The organism is Pontibacter sp. YIM B11418 (assembly GCF_059278805.1).
The window spans coordinates 245,872-269,855 of record NZ_JCAEMH010000004.1; the positions used below are offsets into that span (position 1 = coordinate 245,872).

General features: G+C 51.6%; 20 protein-coding genes. 11 read left to right on the forward strand and 9 right to left on the reverse strand.

Going from position 1 to position 23,984, the window contains the following annotated elements; all coding sequences use genetic code 11:
* Positions 1-6 precede the first annotated feature (6 nt).
* The 3 genes from AC4QZR_RS11545 to AC4QZR_RS11555 all read left to right on the forward strand — a co-directional run bounded on the left by AC4QZR_RS11545 (position 7) and on the right by AC4QZR_RS11555 (position 3,638).
* Entirely contained in the window at positions 7-1,566 is a 1,560-nt protein-coding gene (locus AC4QZR_RS11545; RefSeq protein ID WP_494481058.1) for an acyl-CoA carboxylase subunit beta, read from the forward strand.
* Positions 1,567-1,665: 99 nt separating this feature from the next.
* Positions 1,666-2,736, forward strand: coding sequence for a M42 family metallopeptidase (locus tag AC4QZR_RS11550; protein ID WP_220625301.1), 1,071 nt, complete (start codon positions 1,666-1,668; stop codon positions 2,734-2,736).
* A gap of 92 nt (positions 2,737-2,828) precedes the next feature.
* Entirely contained in the window at positions 2,829-3,638 is an 810-nt protein-coding gene (locus AC4QZR_RS11555) for an ABC transporter substrate-binding protein (protein ID WP_494481059.1), read from the forward strand.
* Here AC4QZR_RS11555 and AC4QZR_RS11560 read toward each other — a convergent pair.
* The 4 genes from AC4QZR_RS11560 to AC4QZR_RS11575 all read right to left on the reverse strand — a co-directional run bounded on the left by AC4QZR_RS11560 (position 3,635) and on the right by AC4QZR_RS11575 (position 7,621).
* The gene (locus tag AC4QZR_RS11560; RefSeq protein WP_494481060.1) at positions 3,635-4,153 is read right to left on the reverse strand and encodes a hypothetical protein; all 519 of its coding nucleotides are present in this window, start codon (positions 4,151-4,153) and stop codon (positions 3,635-3,637) included. The two genes, AC4QZR_RS11555 and AC4QZR_RS11560, sit on opposite strands and share 4 nt — an antisense overlap.
* Before the next feature lie 6 nt (positions 4,154-4,159).
* Positions 4,160-5,389 (reverse strand): 3-phosphoshikimate 1-carboxyvinyltransferase, encoded by a 1,230-nt coding sequence (gene aroA / locus AC4QZR_RS11565; protein ID WP_494481061.1) that lies wholly within the window; start codon positions 5,387-5,389, stop codon positions 4,160-4,162.
* Positions 5,386-6,423: a 3-dehydroquinate synthase gene (aroB, locus tag AC4QZR_RS11570; protein WP_494481260.1), complete on the reverse strand. Its 1,038-nt coding sequence runs from the start codon at positions 6,421-6,423 to the stop codon at positions 5,386-5,388. The genes aroA and aroB overlap by 4 nt, the downstream gene beginning before the upstream one ends.
* Before the next feature lie 76 nt (positions 6,424-6,499).
* A complete protein-coding gene (locus AC4QZR_RS11575) occupies positions 6,500-7,621 on the reverse strand; it encodes a chorismate mutase (RefSeq protein ID WP_494481062.1) in 1,122 nt (373 codons plus the stop codon).
* Positions 7,622-7,794: 173 nt separating this feature from the next.
* Between AC4QZR_RS11575 and AC4QZR_RS11580 the strand changes: the two genes are divergently transcribed.
* Positions 7,795-8,982, forward strand: a complete 1,188-nt coding sequence (locus AC4QZR_RS11580; RefSeq protein WP_494481063.1) for a proline dehydrogenase family protein — start codon at positions 7,795-7,797, stop codon at positions 8,980-8,982.
* 253 nt (positions 8,983-9,235) lie between these two features.
* Here the strand turns inward: AC4QZR_RS11580 and AC4QZR_RS11585 are convergent, their stop codons facing one another.
* Entirely contained in the window at positions 9,236-9,439 is a 204-nt protein-coding gene (locus AC4QZR_RS11585; RefSeq protein WP_188502535.1) for a hypothetical protein, read from the reverse strand.
* 143 nt (positions 9,440-9,582) lie between these two features.
* On the opposite strand from AC4QZR_RS11585, the gene AC4QZR_RS11590 reads away from it, so the two are divergent.
* The 5 genes from AC4QZR_RS11590 (at position 9,583) to AC4QZR_RS11610 (ending at position 13,666) form a co-directional block, all read left to right on the forward strand.
* On the forward strand, positions 9,583-10,155 hold the full coding sequence (locus tag AC4QZR_RS11590; RefSeq protein ID WP_494481064.1) for an RNA polymerase sigma factor: 573 nt from the start codon (positions 9,583-9,585) through the stop codon (positions 10,153-10,155).
* Positions 10,156-10,205: 50 nt separating this feature from the next.
* Positions 10,206-11,303, forward strand: coding sequence for a trypsin-like peptidase domain-containing protein (locus tag AC4QZR_RS11595; protein WP_494481065.1), 1,098 nt, complete (start codon positions 10,206-10,208; stop codon positions 11,301-11,303).
* Between the two features lie 168 nt (positions 11,304-11,471).
* Positions 11,472-12,149, forward strand: a complete 678-nt coding sequence (locus AC4QZR_RS11600; protein WP_494481066.1) for a fasciclin domain-containing protein — start codon at positions 11,472-11,474, stop codon at positions 12,147-12,149.
* 207 nt (positions 12,150-12,356) lie between these two features.
* Positions 12,357-12,893, forward strand: a complete 537-nt coding sequence (locus AC4QZR_RS11605; protein WP_494481067.1) for a hypothetical protein — start codon at positions 12,357-12,359, stop codon at positions 12,891-12,893.
* A gap of 188 nt (positions 12,894-13,081) precedes the next feature.
* A complete protein-coding gene (locus AC4QZR_RS11610; protein WP_494481068.1) occupies positions 13,082-13,666 on the forward strand; it encodes a DUF4142 domain-containing protein in 585 nt (194 codons plus the stop codon).
* 42 nt (positions 13,667-13,708) lie between these two features.
* Here the strand turns inward: AC4QZR_RS11610 and AC4QZR_RS11615 are convergent, their stop codons facing one another.
* Positions 13,709-14,272, reverse strand: coding sequence for an arylesterase (locus AC4QZR_RS11615; RefSeq protein ID WP_494481069.1), 564 nt, complete (start codon positions 14,270-14,272; stop codon positions 13,709-13,711).
* A 343-nt stretch (positions 14,273-14,615) separates the two neighbouring features.
* Here AC4QZR_RS11615 and AC4QZR_RS11620 point away from each other — a divergent pair, with 343 nt between their 5' ends.
* Positions 14,616-16,730, forward strand: coding sequence for a carboxy terminal-processing peptidase (locus tag AC4QZR_RS11620; protein ID WP_253402555.1), 2,115 nt, complete (start codon positions 14,616-14,618; stop codon positions 16,728-16,730).
* Between the two features lie 88 nt (positions 16,731-16,818).
* Positions 16,819-18,561, forward strand: coding sequence for a gamma-glutamyltransferase (ggt, locus tag AC4QZR_RS11625; RefSeq protein ID WP_494481070.1), 1,743 nt, complete (start codon positions 16,819-16,821; stop codon positions 18,559-18,561).
* Positions 18,562-18,661: 100 nt separating this feature from the next.
* Here ggt and AC4QZR_RS11630 read toward each other — a convergent pair whose 3' ends face one another.
* From AC4QZR_RS11630 to AC4QZR_RS11640, 3 genes are all read right to left on the reverse strand, one after another.
* A complete protein-coding gene (locus AC4QZR_RS11630; protein ID WP_494481071.1) occupies positions 18,662-19,048 on the reverse strand; it encodes a hypothetical protein in 387 nt (128 codons plus the stop codon).
* A gap of 152 nt (positions 19,049-19,200) precedes the next feature.
* A complete protein-coding gene (locus AC4QZR_RS11635; RefSeq protein WP_494481072.1) occupies positions 19,201-22,605 on the reverse strand; it encodes a choice-of-anchor J domain-containing protein in 3,405 nt (1,134 codons plus the stop codon).
* Positions 22,606-22,786: 181 nt separating this feature from the next.
* Positions 22,787-23,947 carry a trans-sulfuration enzyme family protein gene (locus AC4QZR_RS11640; protein ID WP_494481073.1) on the reverse strand — a complete coding sequence of 387 codons (1,161 nt, stop codon included), beginning with the start codon at positions 23,945-23,947 and terminating at the stop codon, positions 22,787-22,789.
* Positions 23,948-23,984: the final 37 nt, after the last annotated feature.

A 23,984-nucleotide genomic window follows, 5' to 3' on the forward strand; every position in this document is an offset into this window, starting at 1 on the left:
CATTTCATGGCAGGAGAAATCAGAAAAGGCCAGATAGAAACGCTGGAGCGCAAAAACGCCGAAGCCTTGCTTGGCGGCGGACAGGATAGAATAGAAGCACAGCACAAAAAAGGCAAACTGACGGCCCGCGAGCGCATTCACCTTTTAATGGATGAAAACTCTTTCGAGGAGATTGGCAAGTTTGTGATGCACCGCTCCAAGGACTTTGGTCTGGACAAGCAGTACTACCTCGGCGACGGCGTGGTGACCGGCTTCGGCACCATCAATGGGCGTCTGGTATACGTTTTCTCACAGGACTTCACCGTTTTGGGCGGTTCACTTTCTGAAACACATGCCGAAAAGATTGTAAAGATCATGGAACTGGCCATGAAAAACGGTGCACCCGTAATTGGTCTGAATGACTCAGGTGGAGCCCGTATCCAGGAAGGTGTTGTATCGCTGGGTGGCTACGCTGACATCTTCTACCGCAACACACTGGCCTCTGGCGTTATACCTCAGATCTCGGCTATCATGGGGCCATGCGCGGGTGGCGCGGTGTACTCCCCTGCCATCACCGACTTCATCATGATGGTGGAGGACACGTCCTACATGTTCGTGACCGGACCCAACGTGGTGAAAACGGTAACGCACGAAAACGTAACGTCTGAAGAACTGGGCGGCGCCAGCACGCACAGCACCAAGAGCGGCGTCACGCACTTCTCCTGCGCCAACGAAGTGGAGTGTATTAATCACATCAAGACGCTGTTGAGCTACGTGCCGCAGAACTGCGAAGAACTTCCACCGTCGGTACCCTACGAGGAAAAAGCGGACGAAACCCGTGCCGTACTCGACACCATTATACCTGATAACCCGAACCAGCCTTACGACATGCGTGAGGTGATCGAGGGCATCATCGACGCAGACTCTTTCTTTGAAGTTCACAAGAACTTCGGTGAGAACATCGTGGTAGGCTTTGCCCGTCTGGGTGGTCGCAGCATTGGTATCGTGGGCAACCAGCCTGCCGTACTCGCCGGCGTACTCGACATCAACGCCAGCACCAAGGCCGCCCGCTTCGTGCGCTTCTGCGACAGCTTCAACGTGCCATTGCTGGTACTGGAAGACGTTCCGGGCTTCCTACCAGGTACCGACCAGGAGTGGCGTGGCATCATCACGAACGGAGCCAAGCTGCTGTATGCTTTCTGCGAGGCGACCGTACCACGTATCACGGTGATTACGCGCAAGGCGTACGGCGGTGCTTACGACGTGATGAACTCCAAGCACATCGGTGCCGACATGAACTACGCCTGGCCAACGGCTGAGATCGCGGTGATGGGCGCGCAGGGTGCTGCCGAAATCATTTTCAAACGTGAGATCGCTGAAGCCGAAGATCCGGCTGCGAAACTGGCCGAGAAGGTGCAGGAGTACAAAGACAAATTTGCGACGCCATACCGTGCTGCGCACCGTGGCTTCATCGACGAGGTGATCATGCCAAACGAAACCCGCGCCAAGCTGATCAAAGCTTTTAAAATGCTGGAGAACAAGGCAGTGACCTTGCCACGCAAGAAGCACGGAAATATTCCGCTTTAATTAAGTTGTTCGACGAGCATATGCAGCCACAGAACATCTGGCTGTACATGCTCGTTATGTTTAACAACCGTTGTGTATACATTACTGAAAACTAATCTAATGAGAAAAGAATCTTTCGATTTTCTAGAAAAATACCTGAATAACTCCTCTCCTACCGGCTTTGAGTCTGAAGGCCAGAAACTATGGCTGGAGTATATCAAACCTTACATTGAGGACTATTTCGTTGACACGTACGGCACAGTGGTGGGTGTAATCAACCCGGAGGCCGAATACAAGGTAGTAATCGAAGCACACGCCGATGAGATTTCCTGGTTTGTGAACTACATCACACCAGAAGGCTACCTATACCTGAAGCGCAACGGTGGCTCCGACGCCCTGATCGCTCCTTCCAAACGCGTGAACATCTATACCTCCAAGGGCATTGTGAAGGCTGTTTTCGGATGGCCGGCCATTCATGTGCGCAAGGTAGAGAATGACAAGGCCCCTACCATCGAAACCGTGTTCCTGGACTGCGGCGCCAGCAACCGTGAAGAGGTAGAGAAAATGGGTATACACGTGGGTTGCGTGGCTACTTTTGAGGACGAGTTCACGGTGATGAACGACAAGTTTTACGTGGGCCGTGCCTTGGACAATCGTGTTGGTGGTTTTATGATCGCTGAAGTGGCCCGCATGATCCACGAGCGCAAGCACAAGCTACCTTTCGGTCTGTACATCGTGAATGCGGTGCAGGAAGAGATTGGTTTGCGTGGCGCTGAGATGATCGCACACCGCATCAACCCGAACGTAGCCATTATCACCGACGTGACGCACGATACGCAGTCGCCGATGTATGACAAGAAGAACAGCGGTGACATCCACTGTGGCAAAGGTCCTGTGATCGCCTATGGTCCGGCGGTACAAAACAACCTGCGTGATCTTATTATAAATACCGCGCAGGAAAAAGAGATTCCGTTCCAGCGCTCCGCCGTTTCACGTGCAACCGGAACCGACACCGATGCGTTTGCTTATTCTAACGCGGGTGTAGCCTCGGCTTTGATTTCCCTGCCGCTGAAGTACATGCACACAACCGTAGAGACCGTACACAAAGACGATGTGGAGAACGTAACGAAACTGATATATGAAACACTGCTAAAAATTGAGGACAATCAGGACTTCCGGTACCTGAAATAGAAATCACTTTTAGCCTGAGAGAAACCACACAGTCCTGAGCGGCTTGTGTGGTTTTTTGTTTTAAAGCCTTCCCGAATTCTTTACTTTTGACTATGCTCTTTCCTTATACCTTCACCGACCAGATGGGCCTTACCGTTACGCTGCCGCAACTGCCACAGCGCATTGTGTCGCTGGTGCCTTCACAAACTGAACTCCTTTTCGACCTGGGACTAGATGATCGTATTGTCGGTGTCACCAAGTTTTGCATCCACCCCGAAGAGAAAGTGAAACAAAAGACCATGATCGGCGGCACGAAGAACTTTAAACTGGAGTTGATTGATGAACTGCAGCCTGATCTGATTATTGGGAACAAGGAGGAGAACTATGAAGAAGGTATAGCTGGTCTACAGGACAAGTATCCGGTCTGGATGAGCGATATCTATTCCTTAGAGGACTCTCTTGAGATGATCAGCCAGGTAGGTGAATTGACCGGAACGGAGGCCAGGGCAGAGAAAATCAGACAAGGTATAGGGGCTGGTTTCAACACTTTGCAGCCCGCGCACCCTGCTATACCTACCGCCTACTTCATCTGGCGCAAACCTTACATGGCCGTGGGCAGCAACAACTTCATCGACCACCTGCTGCAGCGCTGCGGATTCTCAAACATTTTCGCCGATCAGCCCCGTTATCCGGAGGTATCACCGGAGCAACTACAGGCCGCCGCTCCAAAGCTAATTTTACTGTCATCGGAGCCTTACCCTTTTCAGGAAAAGCATTTTGGCGAGTTTCAGGAAATGTGCCCGGAGGCAGTGATTAAAGTGGTGGATGGGGAGATGTTCAGCTGGTACGGTAGCCGCTTACTACAGGCACCAGCGTATTTGCAGGGTATAATCGAAGAAGTCAAGCAAGGTATAGCGAACTAAGAAAGGCGCTTCAGCAACCGTTCTGCCCGCTCCGCTATACCTGCAAAATAGGCGGCATCTACTTGCACGTCAGCACCGGTTTTTCCTACAATCTCCCGTTTGTTCATCGGGTCAGCCAGGTTCGCGAACTTGATAATTTGAAAGGCACGGTCGCGCTGCAAATCGCCTTTTTCAACTGCCTGCTCTAACTTTTCAATGAGTTGCCGCCGGAACTCTTTCTTCTCAATTGCCTCTTCATCTAGCAGACGCAAAACAGCCGCAACCGCTTCGTCTTCGAAAAATGTGCGAATGGCAATCTCGATTAGGTTTTCGGTGGAAGGGGCTGGTAGTCGCATTAAAGTGAGGTAGCCTCCGCCTGCTGCGGCTGTGGTCGCGTAGTACTTTAGCCAAAAGGAGTTGGTGAGCGGATCTTTGTAAACGGCAGCATACCCACCAGCAGAAGTCTCCATCAACTCAAACTGTGGCAACAGCACCTCGATCAGACCGGCATCTCCGTACAAATAGCGCTTATCCATTAATCCCTAATCATTATACCTTACCTCAAACCCCATTTTCTCCAGATCCTCCCAAAACCGTGGGTAGGACTTGCGCACCACTTCCGGTTCCTGAATTTGAACAGACTGCAGCAAAGCGATGGGAGCAAACGCCATGGCCATGCGGTGGTCCTGGTAAGTCCTGAAATTCAATTCCCGGTTGATCATCAGTGTCGGGTTCATCTGAAAAATGCCCGGCGTTCTCTCGTCCAGTGAAGCACCCATACCCAAAACTTCGATCTGTAAAGCCTGGATACGATCCGTTTCTTTGATGCGGAGGCTCTCCAACCCAGTCATCTCGACGGCTATACCGGAGGCGGCACACAGCGCCACGATGGTTTGCGCCAGATCAGGACAGTTGCTAAAGTCAAACGTTACTCTTTTCTCCGCATGCTTCTTGGTGAGTCGCACTCCCTCGGGCTTGAACTCCGTATACACGCCCAACCGGCGCATGATGTCCACGATGGCTTTGTCGCCTTGGTGAGAGTCCTCCCGCAGCCCGAGCAAAGTAATATCGGCTTCTTTGGCCAGGGCCGCCATGCTGTACCAATAACTAGCCGCAGACCAGTCCGATTCCACAGCGAATGTGGCTGGCTGGTATTTCTGATGCGGCACCGTGATCGTGTTGTCCTCAAAACTGGCCTCTATCCCAAAATGCTGCATCAAAGCCAAAGTCATTTCGATGTACGGGCGTGAACTGATCTTGCCTTCCAGTTCCAGTTCCAGGCCTTCCGGCAGCAAAGGCGCGACCATCAGCAAAGCCGAAATATACTGACTACTGATGTCGCTGCGCACTTTCAAGTGCTTTCTGCCGCTGCCTTTAAAGCCGCTGATCTGGAGGGGCGGATAGCCTTCTTCCCCCAGGTATGCTATACCTGCGCCTAGTTCCTGCAAGGCCTCTACGAGCACCTTGATCGGTCGCTGGCACATGCGTTCGGTGCCGGTCAGTGTTTTCTGCTGACCGGTTATAGCATAATAGGCAATCAGGAAGCGCATGACCGTGCCGGCATCCTCGGCGTCGATTGTGTCAGCATCACTTTTCAGGAGCTTTTGCAGGAGTTGGGTGTCGTTGGCCTCAGACAGGTTCTGCAGTTCGGATTTTTCACCGGCAAGAGCTGAGATAATTAAAGCACGATTGGCTTCGCTTTTAGAGGCCGGCAATTGTACACGACCCTTCAGTATACCTGTCGGGTGAGAAAGAGTAATGGTTTTAATCATAGTAGTTGGTAGTAGCGCAAGGCTTCCTGTATTTCGGCAAGGGTAACAGGCTGGTCCCAAACGGCCTTTCCTATACCTTGCAACAGCGTGCAATTAATGGTAGAGTGTGTGTTTTTCTTGTCCTGCAAAGCCAGTTTGGCCATGCTTTGAATATCTTCTTCCGTGAGTTTCACCTTTTCATAGATCGACACCATAAACGTCTCGATCTGGTCCATCTCCCGTTTGGTGAGCAACTCTTTCTTCACGGAAAGGTAAGCCTCGCAAAGCATCCCGACGGCAATGGCCTCACCATGCAATAGTTCTCGGCCGGGCTTCTCCATCAGATAGCTTTCTACGGCGTGGCCCACGGTATGGCCGAAGTTAAGCACTTTGCGGTAGCCGCCTTCCAACGGATCGGCCTCCACCACGGTAGACTTTATACCTACCGAATGACGGATCAGTGCGTCCCAGTCTTCGGTGAAAAGCCCGATATGGCGCTGTTCTTCAAAGGCCGCTGTGTCGGCGATTAGCCAGTGCTTGATAATTTCGGCATAGCCCGACTTGAGCTGGCGCTGTGGCAGCGTGTTAAGAAAAGTCGGGTCGATGATGACGGCTTTGGGCTCTTTGTATACCCCGATGTGGTTCTTGAGTCCGTGGAAATCTATACCTGTTTTGCCGCCTACGCTGGCATCTACCTGCGCCAAAAGTGTAGTAGGCACCTGCACAAAGTACATCCCGCGTTTAAACGTGGCTGCACAGAAACCGCCCATGTCCCCGATCACGCCGCCGCCCAGATTCACCAGCACCGACCAGCGGTCCAGGTTGAGCTCGGTCATGCGCTGCCAGATGTGCTCGCAGGTCTGCAGCGTTTTATGTGTTTCGCCGCTCTGTATCTGGATGAGGTCGTGTTCGGGAAGGTATGGCTTTACCTGCGGATAGCAATGCAGCAGGGTGTTCTCGTCCACCAGCACGGCTATTTTAGAGAAGGCGAGGTTCTGCAGCACCGCTTTCAGTTGCGGCAGCACGTCCCGCCCGATGTATATGCTTTCAGTCACGATGATTTTTGTTTCGTCAGGTATAGGTATAACAACGTCGGCTGTGAACCGACGTTCAGGTATACGCTTACGAGGCTTATTCCGGCTTGGTGTCAGGTTTTGCCTTCGGATTTCCGGCCTGCATGATGCTGGTTTGCTTACGGATTGATTCCACATGGATCAGCTTGTAGAGTTCTTCTACAAAGGTTGGGTTTATACCTGCTTCAGCGGCCCAGTCAGCGCGGGTCCGGAAAATTTCTTTCCAGCGCTCGAGCTGTAGCACCTGCACATTGTTCTGCTTCTTATACTCTCCTATCTGCTCCACCAATGCCATGCGCTTCGCCAGCGCCCCGATCAGGTCGTGGTCGGCGGCGTCTATTTTTAGACGCAGTTCCTCAGCCCGGTTCACCAACTCCACGTCGTCGTAATTCGTTTTGCGCACCTGCAGCTTGCTCAGAATATCAGCCAGAGAGGCTGGCGTCACCTGCTGCTCCGCATCGCTCAGGGCTTCCGCCGGGTTCGGATGCGTCTCAATCATCACGCCATCACAGCCCATATCAAGCGCCCGCTGCGACAGGGGGTAGATCAAATCACGGGTGCCGCCAATGTGACTCGGGTCCACGATCACAGGCAGGTTCTGGAAACGCGCTTTCAGCTCGATCGGAATTTGCCAGACTGGCGCATTGCGGTACTTGGAAGGTTGGTACGAAGAGAAACCACGGTGAATGGCGGCCAGGTCGGTTATACCTGCCTGGTAAATGCGCTCGATCGCCCCGATCCAGAGCGCCAGATCCGGGTTCACAGGGTTTTTCACCATCACAGGTATATTTACCCCGCTAAGCGCGTCGGCTATTTCCTGCACAGCAAAGGGGTTTACGGTGGTGCGGGCGCCAATCCACAGCACATCTATACCTTGTTTCAGGGCTTCCTCTACATGGCGACCGGTGGCTACCTCGGTCGTCACCCGCATCCCCAGCTCCTCCTTCACACGGGCCAGCCACGCCAGTCCCTGCTCACCTACCCCCTCAAAGGTGTTGGGGCGGGAGCGCGGCTTCCAGATACCCGCCCGGAAGAGGTGCACATCCAGCTTTTTCAAGGCCTCGGCGGTCTGCATGACCTGCTGCTCACTCTCGGCGCTACAAGGCCCGGCAATCACCAGCGGTCTGCCTCGCTCAGCCAGCAGATCAGTGAAATAGGTGTCTTTATTTTTGAAATCCATCGGTGTCAATTGTCCATACAAAGGTACGACAATTACAACAGTTATGCAGCGGATCTGGTTTAAGGGAATGGTGACTCTAAAGAACAGTACAAAAATATACCTCAAGGACCAGGCTTCCATGGTGTATAACTTTAACACTTACACTATCTTTGCGCCGATTAACATGTTATTAAATGAACCCGGTTACCAACGTTTCTTTCGACGATACAGCCGTCGCTTTTTCATCCAAGTCAGACGCTGAACTTTATAAAATGTACCTGCTGTTCAAGTCCATGAACAGCAACACCTTTGTGAAGGTGGGTGGCAATCTGCTGAACTTCGCACTCAAACTGCACCTGCCGGTTAAGTTTATCATCAAACCAACCATTTTCAACCACTTCTGCGGTGGCGAAACGATCGGAGAGTCGGAGCGTGCCATCCGTGAACTGGCTAAGTACAATATCGGCACCATCCTCGATTACTCGGTAGAGGGCGAAGGCTCTGACAAAAGCTTTGACGATACCCGGGATGAGATCTTGCGCACTGTAGAGAAAGCGCGCGGCAACAAGAACATCCCGTTCTCGGTGTTTAAAGTGACGGGCCTGATGAGCACAGCGCTCCTGGAGAAGGTGCAGGCAGGCGAAAAACTCACTGCTGAAGAGCAGGCCGCCTATGCGCGTGGCCTGAAGCGGGTGCAGGACATTTGCCAGCGTTGCCATGAAGCCGACGTGCGCGTGTTTGTGGATGCCGAGGAAAGCTGGTTTCAGGACACGATCGACAACATGGCCTACGACATGATGGAGCTCTACAACAAAGAGAAAGCCATCGTTTACAACACCTACCAGCTCTACCGCCACGACCGCCTCGACGCACTGGCACGCGATTATGAGAACGCCGTAGCCAAAAATTACATACTCGGAGCCAAGCCCGTGCGCGGTGCCTACATGGAAAAAGAGCGCAGGCGCGCCGAAGAGCAAGGTTATCCAAGCCCGATCAACCCGACCAAAGCAGCTTCTGACAAGCTATACAACGACGGTCTCCGCTTCTGCATCGACCACATCGACCGCGTATCGCTTTGCGCCGGCACGCACAACGAAGCCAGCTGCTACCTGCTGATGGAACTGATGGACGAGAAAGGTATAGCGCCTAACGATGAGCGCGTGTTCTTCGCCCAGCTTTTCGGCATGAGCGATAACCTATCCTACAACCTGGCCAATGCCGGCTACAATGTAGCCAAGTACGTGCCTTACGGCCCTGTAGAGGCTGTGATGCCCTACCTGCTGCGCCGCGCCAACGAGAACACGGCGATTGCCGGGCAGAGCAGCCGCGAGTTTGGCCTGATCAGCAAGGAGATGGAGCGCCGTAAGAAAGCGAAGCGGTAGGGTCCATTTTAACGGGCTCTACAGGAGACTGCCCTCTTGCGATCAGGTGAGAACGGGAGTATGAAATTTGCGACTATGGGGGTGTAAGGCTTTGAATTAACTTTATAAATGCGCTAAAGGCGATACTTAATAATTCTAAAACTACGTTGAGTCTACTGAACAGCACAAAAAATAAGAAGGCCCTGCATTGCTGCAGGGCCTTCTTATGTGTTTAGAACTATAAGGTATAATCCGTAGTTCTGCTATTGATTGATTACTGTACAGTTACAGTAGAGTCAGTCTCAACAGTTGTAGTCTCAACAGTAGAGTCAGCTTCAACTTCTTCAGTAACAACTTCTTCTTCAGTAGTTACTTCAGTTTCAACAGCTTCAGTTTCAGTTGCAGTTTCTTCAGTGTTGCAAGCTGTGAAAGCTACCAGGGCGAACGCTACGAAAGCGAATTTGAACAATTTTTTCATTTTGTGTTTGTGATTAAGTGTTTTGGTTTCGAATTTGAACTTCATACCGGAAACCCGGATAGGTAACCCGGTATTTTTTATTTTTTAAAATATTTTTTTGTTGGGTTACAAAAAGCGGCCCGGCGTATTAAAATCAGAACGGCATGAGGAAGAGTTTGTATGAGACGGATGAGGCGATCATGGAGGGAATCCGGAATGACGATGACCGCGCACTCGCACATCTGTATAAACTGCACTTCCCGATGATCTCTCATTTCATCATCAGCAACAGTGGAACTGATGACGAGGCGAAAGACATTTATCAGGAAGGCGTGATCGTCTTCTACGAGAAGATCAAAAGCAACAGCCTGGAGCTCAGCTGCCAGATCAAGACTTACCTCTACTCCGTGTGCCGCCGACTGTGGCTCAAGCGACTGGCAGAGAAAGGTCGCTACGCGAATCGCATAGAGGACTCTGAGAACTACTTGTCGCTGGAGGAGGACGTGCCGCAGCATGAGGAGAACGAAAAGCAGTTCGGCGTGATGGCCGAGGCGCTGGACCAACTTGGCGAACCTTGCCGCTCCTTGCTGGAGGACTTTTACATCCGGGCGCAGGGCATGCAAGATATTGTAGAGAAGTTTGGCTACACCAACACCGACACGGCCAAAAACCAGAAGTACAAGTGCCTGCAACGCCTCAAGAAGTTATTCTTCACCTCTTACAAACCAGAGGTATAGCATAGACGAAATGAATTTTAGCACCTTGTGAAAGGTATTTTTAGATAACCATGTTTGACCACCGCATTTACGAGCAAATAGAGCGCTACCTGGCGGGCACTATGCCGGTTGAGGAGAAAGCTGTCTTTGAGGCGCTTTTGCTCTCCGACCCGCGGCTTGCTGACCAGGTACAGGAGCACCGGCAAGTACTGCAGGCCATGCAGCATTATGGCCAGCGCCAGCAGTTGCGCCATAAACTCAACAGCATCCACACAGAAATGGCAACCGGTTCGCAAACTGTAAACAGCGAGCTGATAGCCTGGAAAGTGTTCTTTAAGAAGCATGCCCAGACCATGGCGGTTGCTGCCAGCGTTTCGCTGCTGTCGGTGTTTGGCACGCTTTGGAGTGTCCAGCAAATAAAGAAACCTGTTCAGCAGCAGACTGCCCGCTACGTGGAACTCCGCCGTGAGGTTGAAAAGATCAAAAAAGAACAGCGTGCCATCATCAATGGCATCGCCAGCGCGGACGCCGCCGCACCGGCCCCGCGTTCGGCACGCTTCAGTGGTACTGGTTTCGCCATCAGCCCCGACGGATACATCGTCACCAGTTCACACGTTATTCAGGGAGCAGACTCTATCCTAATCGAAAATAAGGCCGGCCTGAAGTACAAGGTAACGGAAGTGCACCGCAACACCGATTACGACCTGACCATTCTGAAAGTAGAAGATCCGGCCTTTGCTGGTTTCGGCAAACTGCCTTATACCTTCAAAACAGCCATTTCCGATTTGGGCGAGCGTGTGTATACCCTCGGCTTCCCCCGCGAAGACATCGTGTTTGGCGAGGGCTCGCTGAGCTCCGCTTCCGGTTTCGAAGGCGATACTACTTCTTATCAGATTTCCATCCCGCTCAACCCGGGTAACAGTGGTGGTCCGCTGCTCGATGACAAAGGTAACGTCATTGGCGTGATCAACGGCAAGCAGGCAGGTCAGGAAGGAGCCGCTTTTGCAGTGAAATCCTCTTACCTGCTGCAAATGGTAACAGAAATGAAGGAGAGAGAAAATGGACTAACAGTAAGCCTGCCGCAGCAAAACAACCTGAGCGGAACCTCGCGTACACAGCAGTTAAAGAAACTTCAGGACTATATTTTTGTCGTGAAAGTGTATAACTAAGGCACGGTAATATTGCTTTATTGCAACACCATGGAGGACTATCTGGCATTTAAGCACAGATAGTCCTCTTTTTTTATAACTTTTTTAAAAAGATGCAGTTAAATAGACCATGTATATCCTGACAAAAGATGTACAATTTGTTTAATCATGAACCATAAAGTAACAACTATGAAAATGCGAATGCTAAAACCTCTTGCCGCTGTCTTTGCCGCAGGCTTTTTATACAGCTGCGCCAGCAGTAACGACACAATGGACACTACTGCCATGGACGAAACCACAACCATGAGCGAAACAACTACCATGGCCGGTGATGATGTTACTACCACAGAAACAGAAGTAACTACTGAAACCACTACCACGGACCTGGATACTTCTTCCACGATGGGCGTAACTGGTGAGACAAGCTCTATGGCTATATTAGACGCGGCCAGAACTAAGAGCGAAATCTCTACTTTCATGGAGTTGGTACAGGCAGCCAATATTTCAAAAGCCTTTGAGCAGGAAGGTGAGTTTACCATCTTTGCCCCATCTAACGAGGCTTTTGAGAAGCTCCCTGCTGGCCAATTAGAATATCTGAAAAAACCAGAAAACAGAAACGAACTGATTCAGATCCTGCAGGCCCACATCATTTCGGGTAAAGTGATGACAAGCCAGCTGCAGGCTAACCAGCGTATCCAGGTAGGTCAGGATGACTATATTGAAGTAGCTAGCGCAGGCGCTGCCCCTAACTCCTTCACTATTGGCGGTGCCAGTATTGTAGAGTCTGACATTGAGGCCAACAACGGTGTGATCCATGTGGTGGACCGTGTGCTGGTAACTGCTGATGCCGTAACTGACAAAGAATAACCAACAACATTATAATAAACTGAAAAGGCCTTCCTATACGGAAGGCTTTTTTATGATCATCTTTCAAAAAACCCGCTTATTTTAGGGGAAACGCGTACTGCCTAACTTCAATTTGCAACCATAGAGTAGGTGAGCCGTTACAATAAACTAGTCTGCAAAAAAGTAGGCATCCTTAAATTACACTAATACAAACTTAAAAATTCAACTATGGAAAGAGTAAGCAATACGAGCATGATGACAGCCATGTTCCGGGACCGTGACAGCGCAGAGCGCGCCTATGAAGAACTACGTGCACGCGGATATGACAAAGACGATATCAACGTAGTATTGTCGGACGAGGGACGCAAGCGCCACTTTAGCGGTGACCTGGACCGCGACGGCGATACCGAACTGGGTAACAAATCGCTGGAGGGAGCCGGAGCCGGTTCGGCCATAGGCGGTACGCTCGGCGCCATTGTAGGTGCTGTGGCAGCCATTGGTACTTCCGTAGCTATACCTGGTTTGGGCCTGGTAGTGGCAGGTCCGTTGGCAGCTGCCCTGGCAGGTGCTGGTGCTGGTGGCCTGACAGGCGGCCTGATCGGTGCCCTGGTGGGCGCCGGTATACCTGAAGAACGCGCTAAGGTTTATGAAGAAGGCGTGAAAGAAGGTAACATCGTGCTGGGCTTTAAGCCGCGCACATCAGAAGATGCCCGTTACTTCGAAGAGCATTTCCAGAAGAATCGCGGAGAGCATATTTATTACTAAGGCCCGATTGCCTTACATAAAATCAAAGGCTTGGCTTTCCCCTCGTGGCAAAGTCGAGCCTTTGTCTTTATAGCCTACCCTACCTGATGTAGAGGGAAGGCCGGTATACAATAAAATGAACATATACTGACCGTTTTTCCGTATGCCCTTAAAACAATCAGAAATATCAAAAGCAAAAAAATAAGACTATGAAAAACCTATGGATGGCAGCCACCCTCACACTGGGCACGCTTGCCTTTACATCCTGCAACTCCAATACGCAGGAAACCAACACCACTGCTGAGGTGGACACCGAAATGAACACAACCACCCTAGTAGATTCTACCCTGAGCGAAGACAAGCGTGAATTTATGGGCAAAGCACACAGCATCAGCACACAGCAGGTAGAACTGGGCAAATTGGCAGTCGAAAAAGGTACAACCCAGCAGGTACGTGACTATGGCCAGCAGATGGTAGACCTGTACTCCAAAAAGCTTGACGAGCTGCAAGACATGTCAGGACAGTATAGCGTTACCCTGCCACAGCAAATGGAAGAAGATCATGCCGGACGTGTGCAGGAGCTCCGCGATAAAAATACGGATGAATTTGACCGTGCCTACTGGGACACCGTGGTAGAAGCCCACAAAGATGCCCTTGAGAAGTTTGAGGATAACGTGAAAGACATTGCGGAGACAGACAACACCACCTTTAATTTGTGGGCCCGTAATACGGGAAAAGAAATCCGGGCGCAGATGGAAAATGCCATGGAGCTCAGGCAGGACAACAAAAACTAATGCTACAAAAACAGGCGGAGCTGACAGCACCGCCTGTTTTGTTTAAACTTCCTTCTTAAGTACGTTTTCCAGAACTGCCCAGGTATGGCGGGCCAGTAGTTTCTGACCTTCTGCATTCGGGTGCACGCCGTCGGGAAGGTTGAGGTGGCGCATACCGGCCACTCCTTCCAGCAGAAAAGGGACAAAGGCTACATTATTTTTAATGGCCAACTCCCGAAACAGTTTTCGGAACTCCTCTGCGTAGCGCCCCGGCACAATGGCAGGGATCTCCATACCTGACAGAATGATCTGCGCTTCCGGGTGTTTGTGTTTTACCTTGTCAATGATCTGCTGCAGGTTCTGGGAGGTTTCCCGAGCAGGTATGCCCCGTAGTCCATCGTTGGCTCCGAGCGCCAGCACAAATACATCGATTGGCGCAGACAGCCAGCGGTCCAGCCGGTACAGGCCGCTTGACGTAGTGTCGCCGCTAATGCCTGCATTGATCACGGTATAGCTATTATATCCTTCCGTTCTCAACTTCTCCTGTATCAGCGACGGATAGGCCTGTGCTGTCGGCAAGCCATACCCCGCTGTCAGGCTATCCCCGAAAAAAAGTAGTGTCTTCATAGTCGTTTGGTCCTGCTATACCTTGCTGAGCACCAGGAGCTGCAACAGCTATACCTGTGCGGAAGAGAGCAAAAGTGCTGCATACCAGACGAGATCATCCGGGTCAGGTCGCAAGGTTTAGGCATGCTTCGGAAACGAAAAAAAAGTCTGAACAGTTATATAAAGAAGTGCGGCTTTCCGTAAAACAAGCAGGCAACCTGTTTGTTTATGCTGAGCCGACGCGCTGCTTTGCGATAAAGCGATATTTATACTACATTAGGACTCGCCTTAAAAGAAATGCCCGTGGCCTCATCTACGGCACTACTTTTGCGTAGACAATGTGTGGTCCAACTAACTTAATTAGATGCTATCCTTGACAACCAGATTAAAAATATTCCTTTCTGTACTGGCCGTGGTCCTGCTTACGGGCTCATTTATCCTGTACAGCAAAAACAACAGCACGCCTGCCGGGAAAAACGAGATACTGATCAAAGCCCTGATGCAGGGTTTGAGTACCATGCACTACAAGCCGGAGAAGGTAGATGACAGCTTCTCGAAAAAAGCCTTTGGGCTATACCTGGACCGACTCGATTTTAACAAGAAATTTCTGCTTGAGTCAGATGTGGCCATGCTGCGCCAGTACGAGACACAACTGGATGACCAGCTTCGCGCCGGTTCGTTTGAGTTTTTTGATATCTCAGCTGACCTGATCGAGAAGCGCACCAAGGAATCTGAAGCCTTTTACAAAGAGATACTAAGCAAGCCATTCGACTTCTCTAAAGAGGAGAGCATTGAACTGGACGGTAAGAAACTCAAATTCGCCAAAGATAAAAACGAGTTGAAGGAAGCCTGGCGAAAGCAGTTGAAGTACCAGACATTGGTGCGCCTGGCTGACATGCAAAAGCAGCAGGAAAAAGCTACCGCGAGCGCAGATAGCAAAGAAACGCGCAAGACCATGGAACAGATGGAAGCAGAAGCACGCGAAAAAGTGTTGACAGCCTACAATGAGCTCTATAAGCGCCTGGACCAGGTAACGCGTGACGACCGACGTTCTACTTACATCAACGCAGTAGCGAACGTATACGATCCGCATACAGGTTATTTCCCTCCTAAAGCCAAGAAAGACTTTGATATTGAGTTTACCGGCCGACTAGAAGGTATAGGTGCCTCTCTGCAGGAGAAGGATGGACAAATCAAGGTGATGGAAATTGTACCAGGCAGCCCATCGTATATGCAGGGCGATCTGAAGCCGGGCGATGCGATCCAGAAAGTAGCCCAGGGCAGCGGTGATCCTGTACTGGTAGAAGGTATGCGCCTGGACGATGCTATTCAGCTTATCCGTGGTAAAAAAGGAACGGAAGTACGCCTGACCGTGCGCAAGCCTGACGGTAGTACCCGCATCATCCCGATCGTACGTGACGTGATCGTGTTTGAAGAGACCTACGCACAGAGCGCGATGATTGACGACAAGCAGAAGATCGGGTACATCAAGCTCCCTGGTTTTTATGCCGACTTTGAGCGCAAAGGTGGCCGTAACAGCGGCGAGGATGTAAAGGCTGAAGTCGAGAAACTGAAAGCTGCCGGTATGCAGGGACTGGTACTGGACCTGCGCAACAACGGAGGCGGTTCGCTTGCTGACGCTGTTGAGATGGCCGGTCTGTTCATTGACCAGGGCCCGATCGTTCAGATCCGTACGTCTGCCGGCAAAACCGTCGTGCTCGACGACCGCGACCCGGAAGTACAGTATACCGGTCCGCTGGTAGTAATGGTGAACTCCAACAGTGCATCCGCTTCCGAGATTCTGGCAGCGGCCATGCAGGATTATAAGCGCGCCGTGATTGTAGGTACTCCTACCTTCGGCAAAGGCACTGTACAGCAGTTCGTGGAGATTGACGAAGCCCTGCCATCGCAGTTTGACCCTTACAAGCCATTCGGAGCGCTCAAACTGACTATCCAGAAGTTCTACCGCATCAACGGTGGCACAACGCAATTGCGTGGTGTAACGCCTGATGTGATTCTACCAGACGCCTACAGCTACCTGGAGTTCGGTGAAAAAGAGCAGGAATACGCCCTGCCGTTCGACGAAATTTCTCCGGCCCGCTATAAGCCATGGTCGCGCGCCAAGCTTAACATCCCGGCAATACAGGCCAGCAGCAAGAGTCGCGTTTCTGGTAACGAGAGCTTCAAAATTATTCAGCAGAGCGGCGAAAGGCTGAAAAAGCAGGTGGACATCACATCCCGTTCCCTGAGTCTGAAGAAGTACATGGAAGAAGACAAAAAGAGCGAGGTAGCGAACAAGCAACTGGAGGACGCTCAGAAAAACATTCCGGTGCTCAACGTATCACGTCTCAAAACTGATTTGCAGACCTTGGCGGGAGACACTGCCAAAATGGCCCGTAACAAAGACTTCCTGAAGTCACTGCAGAAAGACGTATATGTGGAGGAAGCAGTAGCGATCATTAAAAACGATATTAAGTAATCGTTCTTAATTGACAATAATGGAAGCCGGCTATGTAGATAGCCGGCTTTTTTTTATTTTGCATCTTCGCCTTACCTATACCTTACTCATGAAACACTTCAACCCGCTTCAGAGCTTCTTCCGATCGAAGCGCTATACCTTGTCCTGTATTGCAACGGTGCTCCTCGCCTTCTCAAGTTGTGCACCCCGCCCTCAAACCCAACCCGAAGCCGGTAAACGTGGCGTCGTAGCCGACAAGGCCATGGTGGTGTCTGCCCACCCCGATGCTTCTGACATTGGCTTAGAGATACTGCGCAAGGGTGGCAACGCTTACGACGCAGCCATCGCCACACAGTTCGCGCTGGCAGTTTGCTATCCGGTGGCAGGTAACATTGGCGGCGGCGGATTTTTGGTGTACCGCCATCATACCGGCGAAACCGGAGCACTTGACTTCAGGGAGAAAGCACCCGCAGGCGCTCACCGCGACATGTACCTCGACTCGCTGGGCAATGTTATACCTGACCTGAGTCTGCTCGGCCACCTGGCAGCAGGCGTACCCGGCTCTGTTGACGGTATGATCAAGCTGCACGAAAAACTAGGCTCCCTGCCTTTTGCCGAACTAGTGCAGCCTTCCATCGACCTAGCCCGCCGCGGTGTAATATTAACTGCCCGTGAAGCTCGTATGCTCAACAATGCCCAGGAAGAAATGATCAGGTATAACAAGCATACCCCCTACCTGACACGTGAGCAGGCCTGGCAACAAGGTGATACACTTTATCATCTGGACCTGGCCCGCACCCTGGAGCGCATCCGCGACAAAGGCCGTGATGGTTTTTACGCAGGCGAGACAGCCGACCTGATCGTGAAAGAAATGCAACGCGGTGGAGGACTGGTTTCGCACCAGGACCTGCGTGATTACAATGCGGTATGGCGCACGCCGATTACGGGTCAGTATAAAGACCTGAAAGTTACCTCTATGTCGCCGCCTTCGAGCGGAGGTATAGCACTCATGCAACTTCTCGCCATGGTAGAGCCCTATGATCTGAAAAGCTTTGGCTGGCAGCAGCCCCAGACCATCCAGATCATGACGGAGGCCAAGCGCCGCGTGTACGCTGACCGCGCCACCTACCTCGGCGACCCGGATTTTTACAAAGTGCCCAGCAATGGCCTGTTGGATCGTAGCTATTTGCAGGAGCGTATGCAGAACGTGAACCTGGAACGTGCCACGCCATCTTCTGAAGTGAAAGCCGGTGTGCTGCCGGTGTACGAATCAGATCAGACAACCCACTTCAGCATTGTGGATCAGTTTGGCAACGCCGCTTCCATCACCACGACCATCAATGGCGGCTACGGCTCCATGGTAGTGGTAGAAGGTGCTGGTTTCCTGCTCAACAACGAAATGGACGACTTCAGCGCGAAGCCCGGTGTACCGAACATGTTTGGCCTGATTGGAGGCGAAGCAAACTCCGTGCAGCCCGGTAAACGCATGCTCAGCGCCATGACACCAACTATCCTGGAAAAAGACGGCAAGCTCTTTATGGTAGTGGGAACCCCGGGAGGATCTACTATCATCACTTCCGTTTTTCAAACGATCCTGAACGTGGTGGAGCATGATATGACCATGCAGGAGGCTGTAGCTGCTCCCCGCTTTCATCACCAGTGGCTCCCCGATGAGATACAGCACGAACCGAATGCCATCTCGCCTGAAGTACGAGCCGTGCTGGAGAGCAAAGGGTATAAATTAAAGCAGAGAGGCAGGTATGGCGCTGTGGAAGGTATACTGGTGCTACCTAACGGCAAACTCGAAGGCGGTGCCGACCCGCGCGGCGACGATACTGCAGTTGGCTTCTAAACAGGTATAGCCAACCGGCTTTTTGATTTCATTACTCACAAAACAAAGAGAGCCCGCAGGTATAGCATCTGCGGGTTCTCTCTTTTGTGTCAGCTATACCTTAGCCGTTCTTTCGCTTTTCAATGAATCCGCCTATGTAATTGGCCATAGCGGCTATACCTGTGGTACTCATCAGGCCGAACATCAGCTTCCGGCGGTTTAAGGTAGTCGTGTCAAATTTTGCTTCTGTTTCGGCGTCGGGTACGGCAGCCTGCAGGAACGAGCGCAGGGTCTGGGCCAGCAGGAGTCCGGTGATGCCGACTACCACATGGGCCATAGTCTGGTCGCCTTTCTCCAGATTTTTGCTCAGAAGCAGTAGCCCGCTTCCGGCCACAGCAGGTATAAGCGCCGTCTTGGGTCGCTTCTCATTCATAAAATAGCTACTCAGGCCTGTTCCGATCAGAGTGGCGGCATGCACATTGTTGATGATTTGCGGTTTGTCTGTCATAGTTTTTTCCATTGGTTCGTTTACTTCATACCGATTGATTTACGGCTTAGTTATACCTGTTTGAACGACTCCAGATAAGGAATTGCTATACCTGTACATAAAAAAAGCGGCCTCCCGTAAGACAGGAGGCCGCTTTTTTGAGTTGATATAAACTAGTTTCGTACCAGTTTGGCTTGGTATACCTTGCCTTGCACCGCTACCTGCACATAGTACATGCCGTTACGCAGACCGGCTACCTTCTCGTTCAGCTGCTGCTGCACGGTGCTCAGGTTACCGTTTAATTCATACATTTTGGTACCGTTGGCAGAACGCAGCTCCAGTGTCATCTCATCCATCACCGATACTTCTACTGGCAAAGAGATATTCACCACAGGGCCCTGTGTTGGGTTCGGATACAGACGGAAAGCCAAGTCCTGACCGTTGGCTATACCTGCCGGGAAGTCGTTGTCGCGGATGGCCAGCGTGAAGCTACGGGCTGCAGCGGCTATACCCAGGTCGGTGGTTACGTTGTTGATGTGGAACTTTACCTGCTCAGTTGGCTCCGTCAGTTTGTCGTCTACTATGCTCACGTCGAATGTGGCTGATGTAGCATAAGCAGGCACCTCAACTGCAATCACGTTGTTTGCGGCTACCGGGGCAGTCATGTAATCAACTGCAGTGGCGGTGGCACCGTCCTTCACAGTCAGGTATACGGTATGCGCTTTTGGCTGTGCGGCCGAGATGCTCATGTTCACGGCAAACGGTGCATCGCCTTCAGTTGCCGTCAGTGTAGGTGCTGAGAAAGCAACGGCTGGCGTAGCACTGAAGCTGAAGCGAGCCGATACCGGCACGTGGTCCGAGGTGGTGTTTCTGTAGCTCGGGATCAGGCTGAGCAATTGGTTTTCAATTGTAACAGATTCCTCGATATACTCATCCACCAAAGATTTAGACACGATGATGTGGTCAAGGAAACTCTGGAAAGAGCCACTCGCGTAGGTATAGCCACCAGCTACACTCAGGTCGTAGGTCAGTGCTTTGTAGTTTTCGTCCTGCACAAACGGGCTCAGGGTAGAAGGCAGGTCGTTTACTACAGAAACGTCCACATCGTCGTTCATATCGCCCAGCATCACCAGGTTTACGTTCGGGTACTGTGCCGCCAGGCTGTCTTTCAACACCTGCACGTCGTACTTGCGCTGGTTGTATGGCGTCACGTTGGTACCGGAGTTGGCTCTGGTATGGAGGTTCACCACATAAATCTGCTGCGTCACGCCATTTACTGTTGCTTCCAGTTCCACCATCAGTGGCAGACGACCGCTTGCCCAAAAACTGGTCTGTGCAGCCGGGTAATCTGGCAACGTAGCTGTACCGGCAATCACATCCTGATATAGTTTGTGGAGCAGCACTTTCTGGCTCTTCACTTTAATTACGTCCTTCTTGTAGGCAACATAAAGTTTTTGTGGTACCAGGTTGCGGCTTGGGTCCCAGGAGTACGAATGCACATCAGAGCGAACGAAATCATAGGCTGGCAACTCAGCTATCAGGCTGGCCATAGCGGCATCGTTTGCAATCTCCTGGAAGGCAATGATATCAGCGTCCAGTGTCTGTAGTGCCTTTTTAGCGTTAGCAAACTGCAGTTCCTCATTATCCGGACCTAATTCTGCGCCTCTGTCGTCTTTGTCAGCGCCAAACCACTCCAGGTTCCAGGACACGATGTCCAGGGTGCTGCTTTTCGGCAGGGAGGTGCCGGTCAGGTTTCCTTTCACCACAGAGAAATCGCCGCTTGTGTAGGTCAGTTGACCAGTGGAGCGTAACTTGGTGCTGCCTGGCTTATAACGCAGGTATACCTGGTTTGAAGCACTCGCTTCAGCAGCAGTATAAGTCAGGGAAGAAGCGTATACCTGTCCGTTTTTGGAGAGCTCGAAATCGGTACCTACTGACAGCGTCATACCTGCCGGGTAGCCCAATGCAGAGAAACTGAAGGTATAAGGAGCAGAAGCATTCGGTACTTCCACCAATCCAAAGTCCACGCTGAAGTCACTGGCAACCAACAGTTGGTCTACATTCTCCACAGCGAAATCGTCCAGGGTCCAACGGGCAGCATTTACGTCAACTCCAGAGGTATAGACGAAAGCCACATGCACAGATGCACCTTTGTAAGCAGTGAGGTTCACAATCGACTGCTTCCACACGTCAGAAGCGGCAGCCGGGAAATCGCCATTCAGTTCTGTCCAGGTGGCAGTGGCAGGTGCGCTGCTGCCATCATAGTCTGTCGACACCATCAGTTTCAGACCAGGACCTGTAAAGGCAGTACGGCTCCAGAAAGAAAGGGCGGCAATGTTGAAATCAGCAAGGTCCAGCGCAGGAGAAATCATCCAGTCTTCGTTGTCTTGGGCGCCGCCGGCATAACCGTTAATTTGCACGCCGTTGTTACGTGGGTTTTCAGCAGTTTCTCTTCCGAAAGTCGTACAGCCCCATACCTGGTCGCCAGTTACGCTATAGGCTTTCCAGCCGCCTGGCAGTGTGGTAGAGCAGTTGTTAAAGTCCTGAGCAAATGGGCTAACTGCATTGGCTGTCAGCTCAGTTACGACAGTAGCTATACCTTGGCCACTATGCGAAAGCGTGCCCGACAAAGCGCCTGTTGTAGTTGGCGTTACCTGCACAAACACAGTAGGGTTGGCGGCCATCTCCTCAGCTGTGAAGGAAAGGTTGGTAACGAAACCAGAAGTCGCCTGTTTTGAAACAATGAAGCCTCCTGTCGCCGTTAGTTGCACATTGTCGGTGATGTTGGCGCTGGTCAAGGTATATGAAACAGTAGTTGGCTGACCGGCGGCCACTTCACCAAAGGCAAGTGAAGCAGGCGCCAGCACGATGGGATTCTTGCTGTCGCTCAGGCTAGTCACCTCAATGTTGTCCACGGCAAAGCTGGGTCTGGAGCCGCCGCCGCTGATCTGGCGTGTAGCCCAGCGCAACTGCACCACCTCCTGGTTTTCAGCTGCCTCTGGTAGCGTTACGGTAAAAGATTCTACTTTCTGAGGCTCCGTGTTACCGCTCGTAGCCCATTTCTCCGTGTTGTTCTGGTATCCTGTACCTTCAATGTTGATAAAATTTCCGCTTGTTCCAACGCGGTATTGCAGCACGATTTCGTTGATACGGGTATTGCTTCCACCGTCATATGGATTGCGCAGCGTCATCATATCAAAAGCCACATTGACAGCAGTCTTTTGCAATGTGTTGATGGCAAAGGCCAGGCTCAGGTCTACAGAACCGCTATTCAGCAAACCTATCTTGCCATTGTAGTTGTGAATCGTACCATTGGTGGTGGTAGATGTACTGTTGGCCAACATGGCTCTGTCAGCAGTCGCCGGAGTTGTTCTGAAGCTAGCTCCGGGACTAGTAGCCAGTAACCATCCTTGCCATCCGTCTGGATACGCAGTAGAAGCATGCTCCAGGCTAGAGAAGTCCTGCGAATAAGGCAGCGGCTGTGGCTGCGGGTTTGTCTGCGCTAAGGCTTCTCCGCCAGCCAAAAAGGCACAGCTGACCAGCACAAAAGCAGAGGCTTTTTGTAGATGTTTAAACATAGGTATAAGAGAGATTTGATTTCTGATAAGTAGGAGACGCGAGAGTGTACTGCACTGTCGCGCAATGGGATACGGGCACAGATGAGCGCATGAAGATCCATCGGATACAAAGGTAAGCAGACGCTTTCAATCCAATGTTAACAAAACATTAATATAATTTTAAATGTATATTTTAGACCTGCTATACCTTAGCCAGGGCCTGCTCAATGTCCTTTATTAAATAGTCGGCATCCTCCAGTCCGATATAAAAGCGCACCAGGTTGAAAGGGAGCTTGCCTGAGTACTTCCCTTCTTTGTTGTAGTAAGCGGCTGCCGGGTAGATCAGTGACTCATGCCCACCCCAGGAGGCGGCCATCAGGAAGTGCTGCAGGCTGTTGCAGAAATCTTCCACCCGCTGCATATCGTCTGATCGGAGCGCAATCGTGAACTGCCCGGTATTGTTGCGCAGCTGTTTTTTGGTCAGTTCGAACTGCGGGTTCGAGGGCAGGAAAGGGTAATAGATCTTCTCAACCTTCTCCTGCTTTTCCATCCAGGCCACCACCTTTCGGGTCGTCTCGGCGACACGTTCCATGCGTATGGGCAGCGTGCGCAGACCGCGTATCAGCAGCCAGGCATCGTGCGGTGCCAGGATAGCGCCAAGCGTCATAAACTCTCCCCCGAATATCCTGTTGATCATGTCGCGACTGCCGCAGATGACGCCGCCCATGGTGTCGGAGTGGCCACCGATGTACTTGGTGCAGGAGTGCACAACCAGGTCAACGCCCATCTGCAGGGGGTTTTGGTTGAGCGGGGAGGCAAAGCTATTGTCGATGATGGTGCTGCAGCCATGCGCTTTGGCTAGTGCCGCAATGGCTGCTATATCCTGCTGCTCAAAGGTAAAGGAGTTCGGGCTCTCCAGGTATAGCAACTTCGTGTTAGGCCGCATGGCCTGGCGATAGTTCTCTGTGTCGGTACCGTCCACCATGGTCACTTCTACCCCGAACCTGGGCAGGAAGCGTGTCATCAACATATTCGTCCAGCCGTAGGGTTTATCAATCGACACTACATGGTCACCTGCCTTTAGCTGCGAAAGCACTGCCGCAGAGACGGCCGCTATCCCGCTTCCAAAGGCAATGGCATGCTCCGCTCCTTCCAGTGCCGCCATCTTTTTCTCGAACATGGTCACAGTGGGGTTGTTGCCGCGGGTATACAGGTAAGACTCCGCCTCATTCTGAAGCATTCGCCGCATCTCGTCCACTGTTTTACTGGCGAAATTGCTGGTCTGCAGGATGGGAGGCGTTACTGCATTAAAGTACAGTTCGCGGTCTTCGCCCAGTTCGTTGAGGATGTAAGATAGGTCCATGGTATAAGGGTTGTATCCCCCTCTTGTACTCTTATTT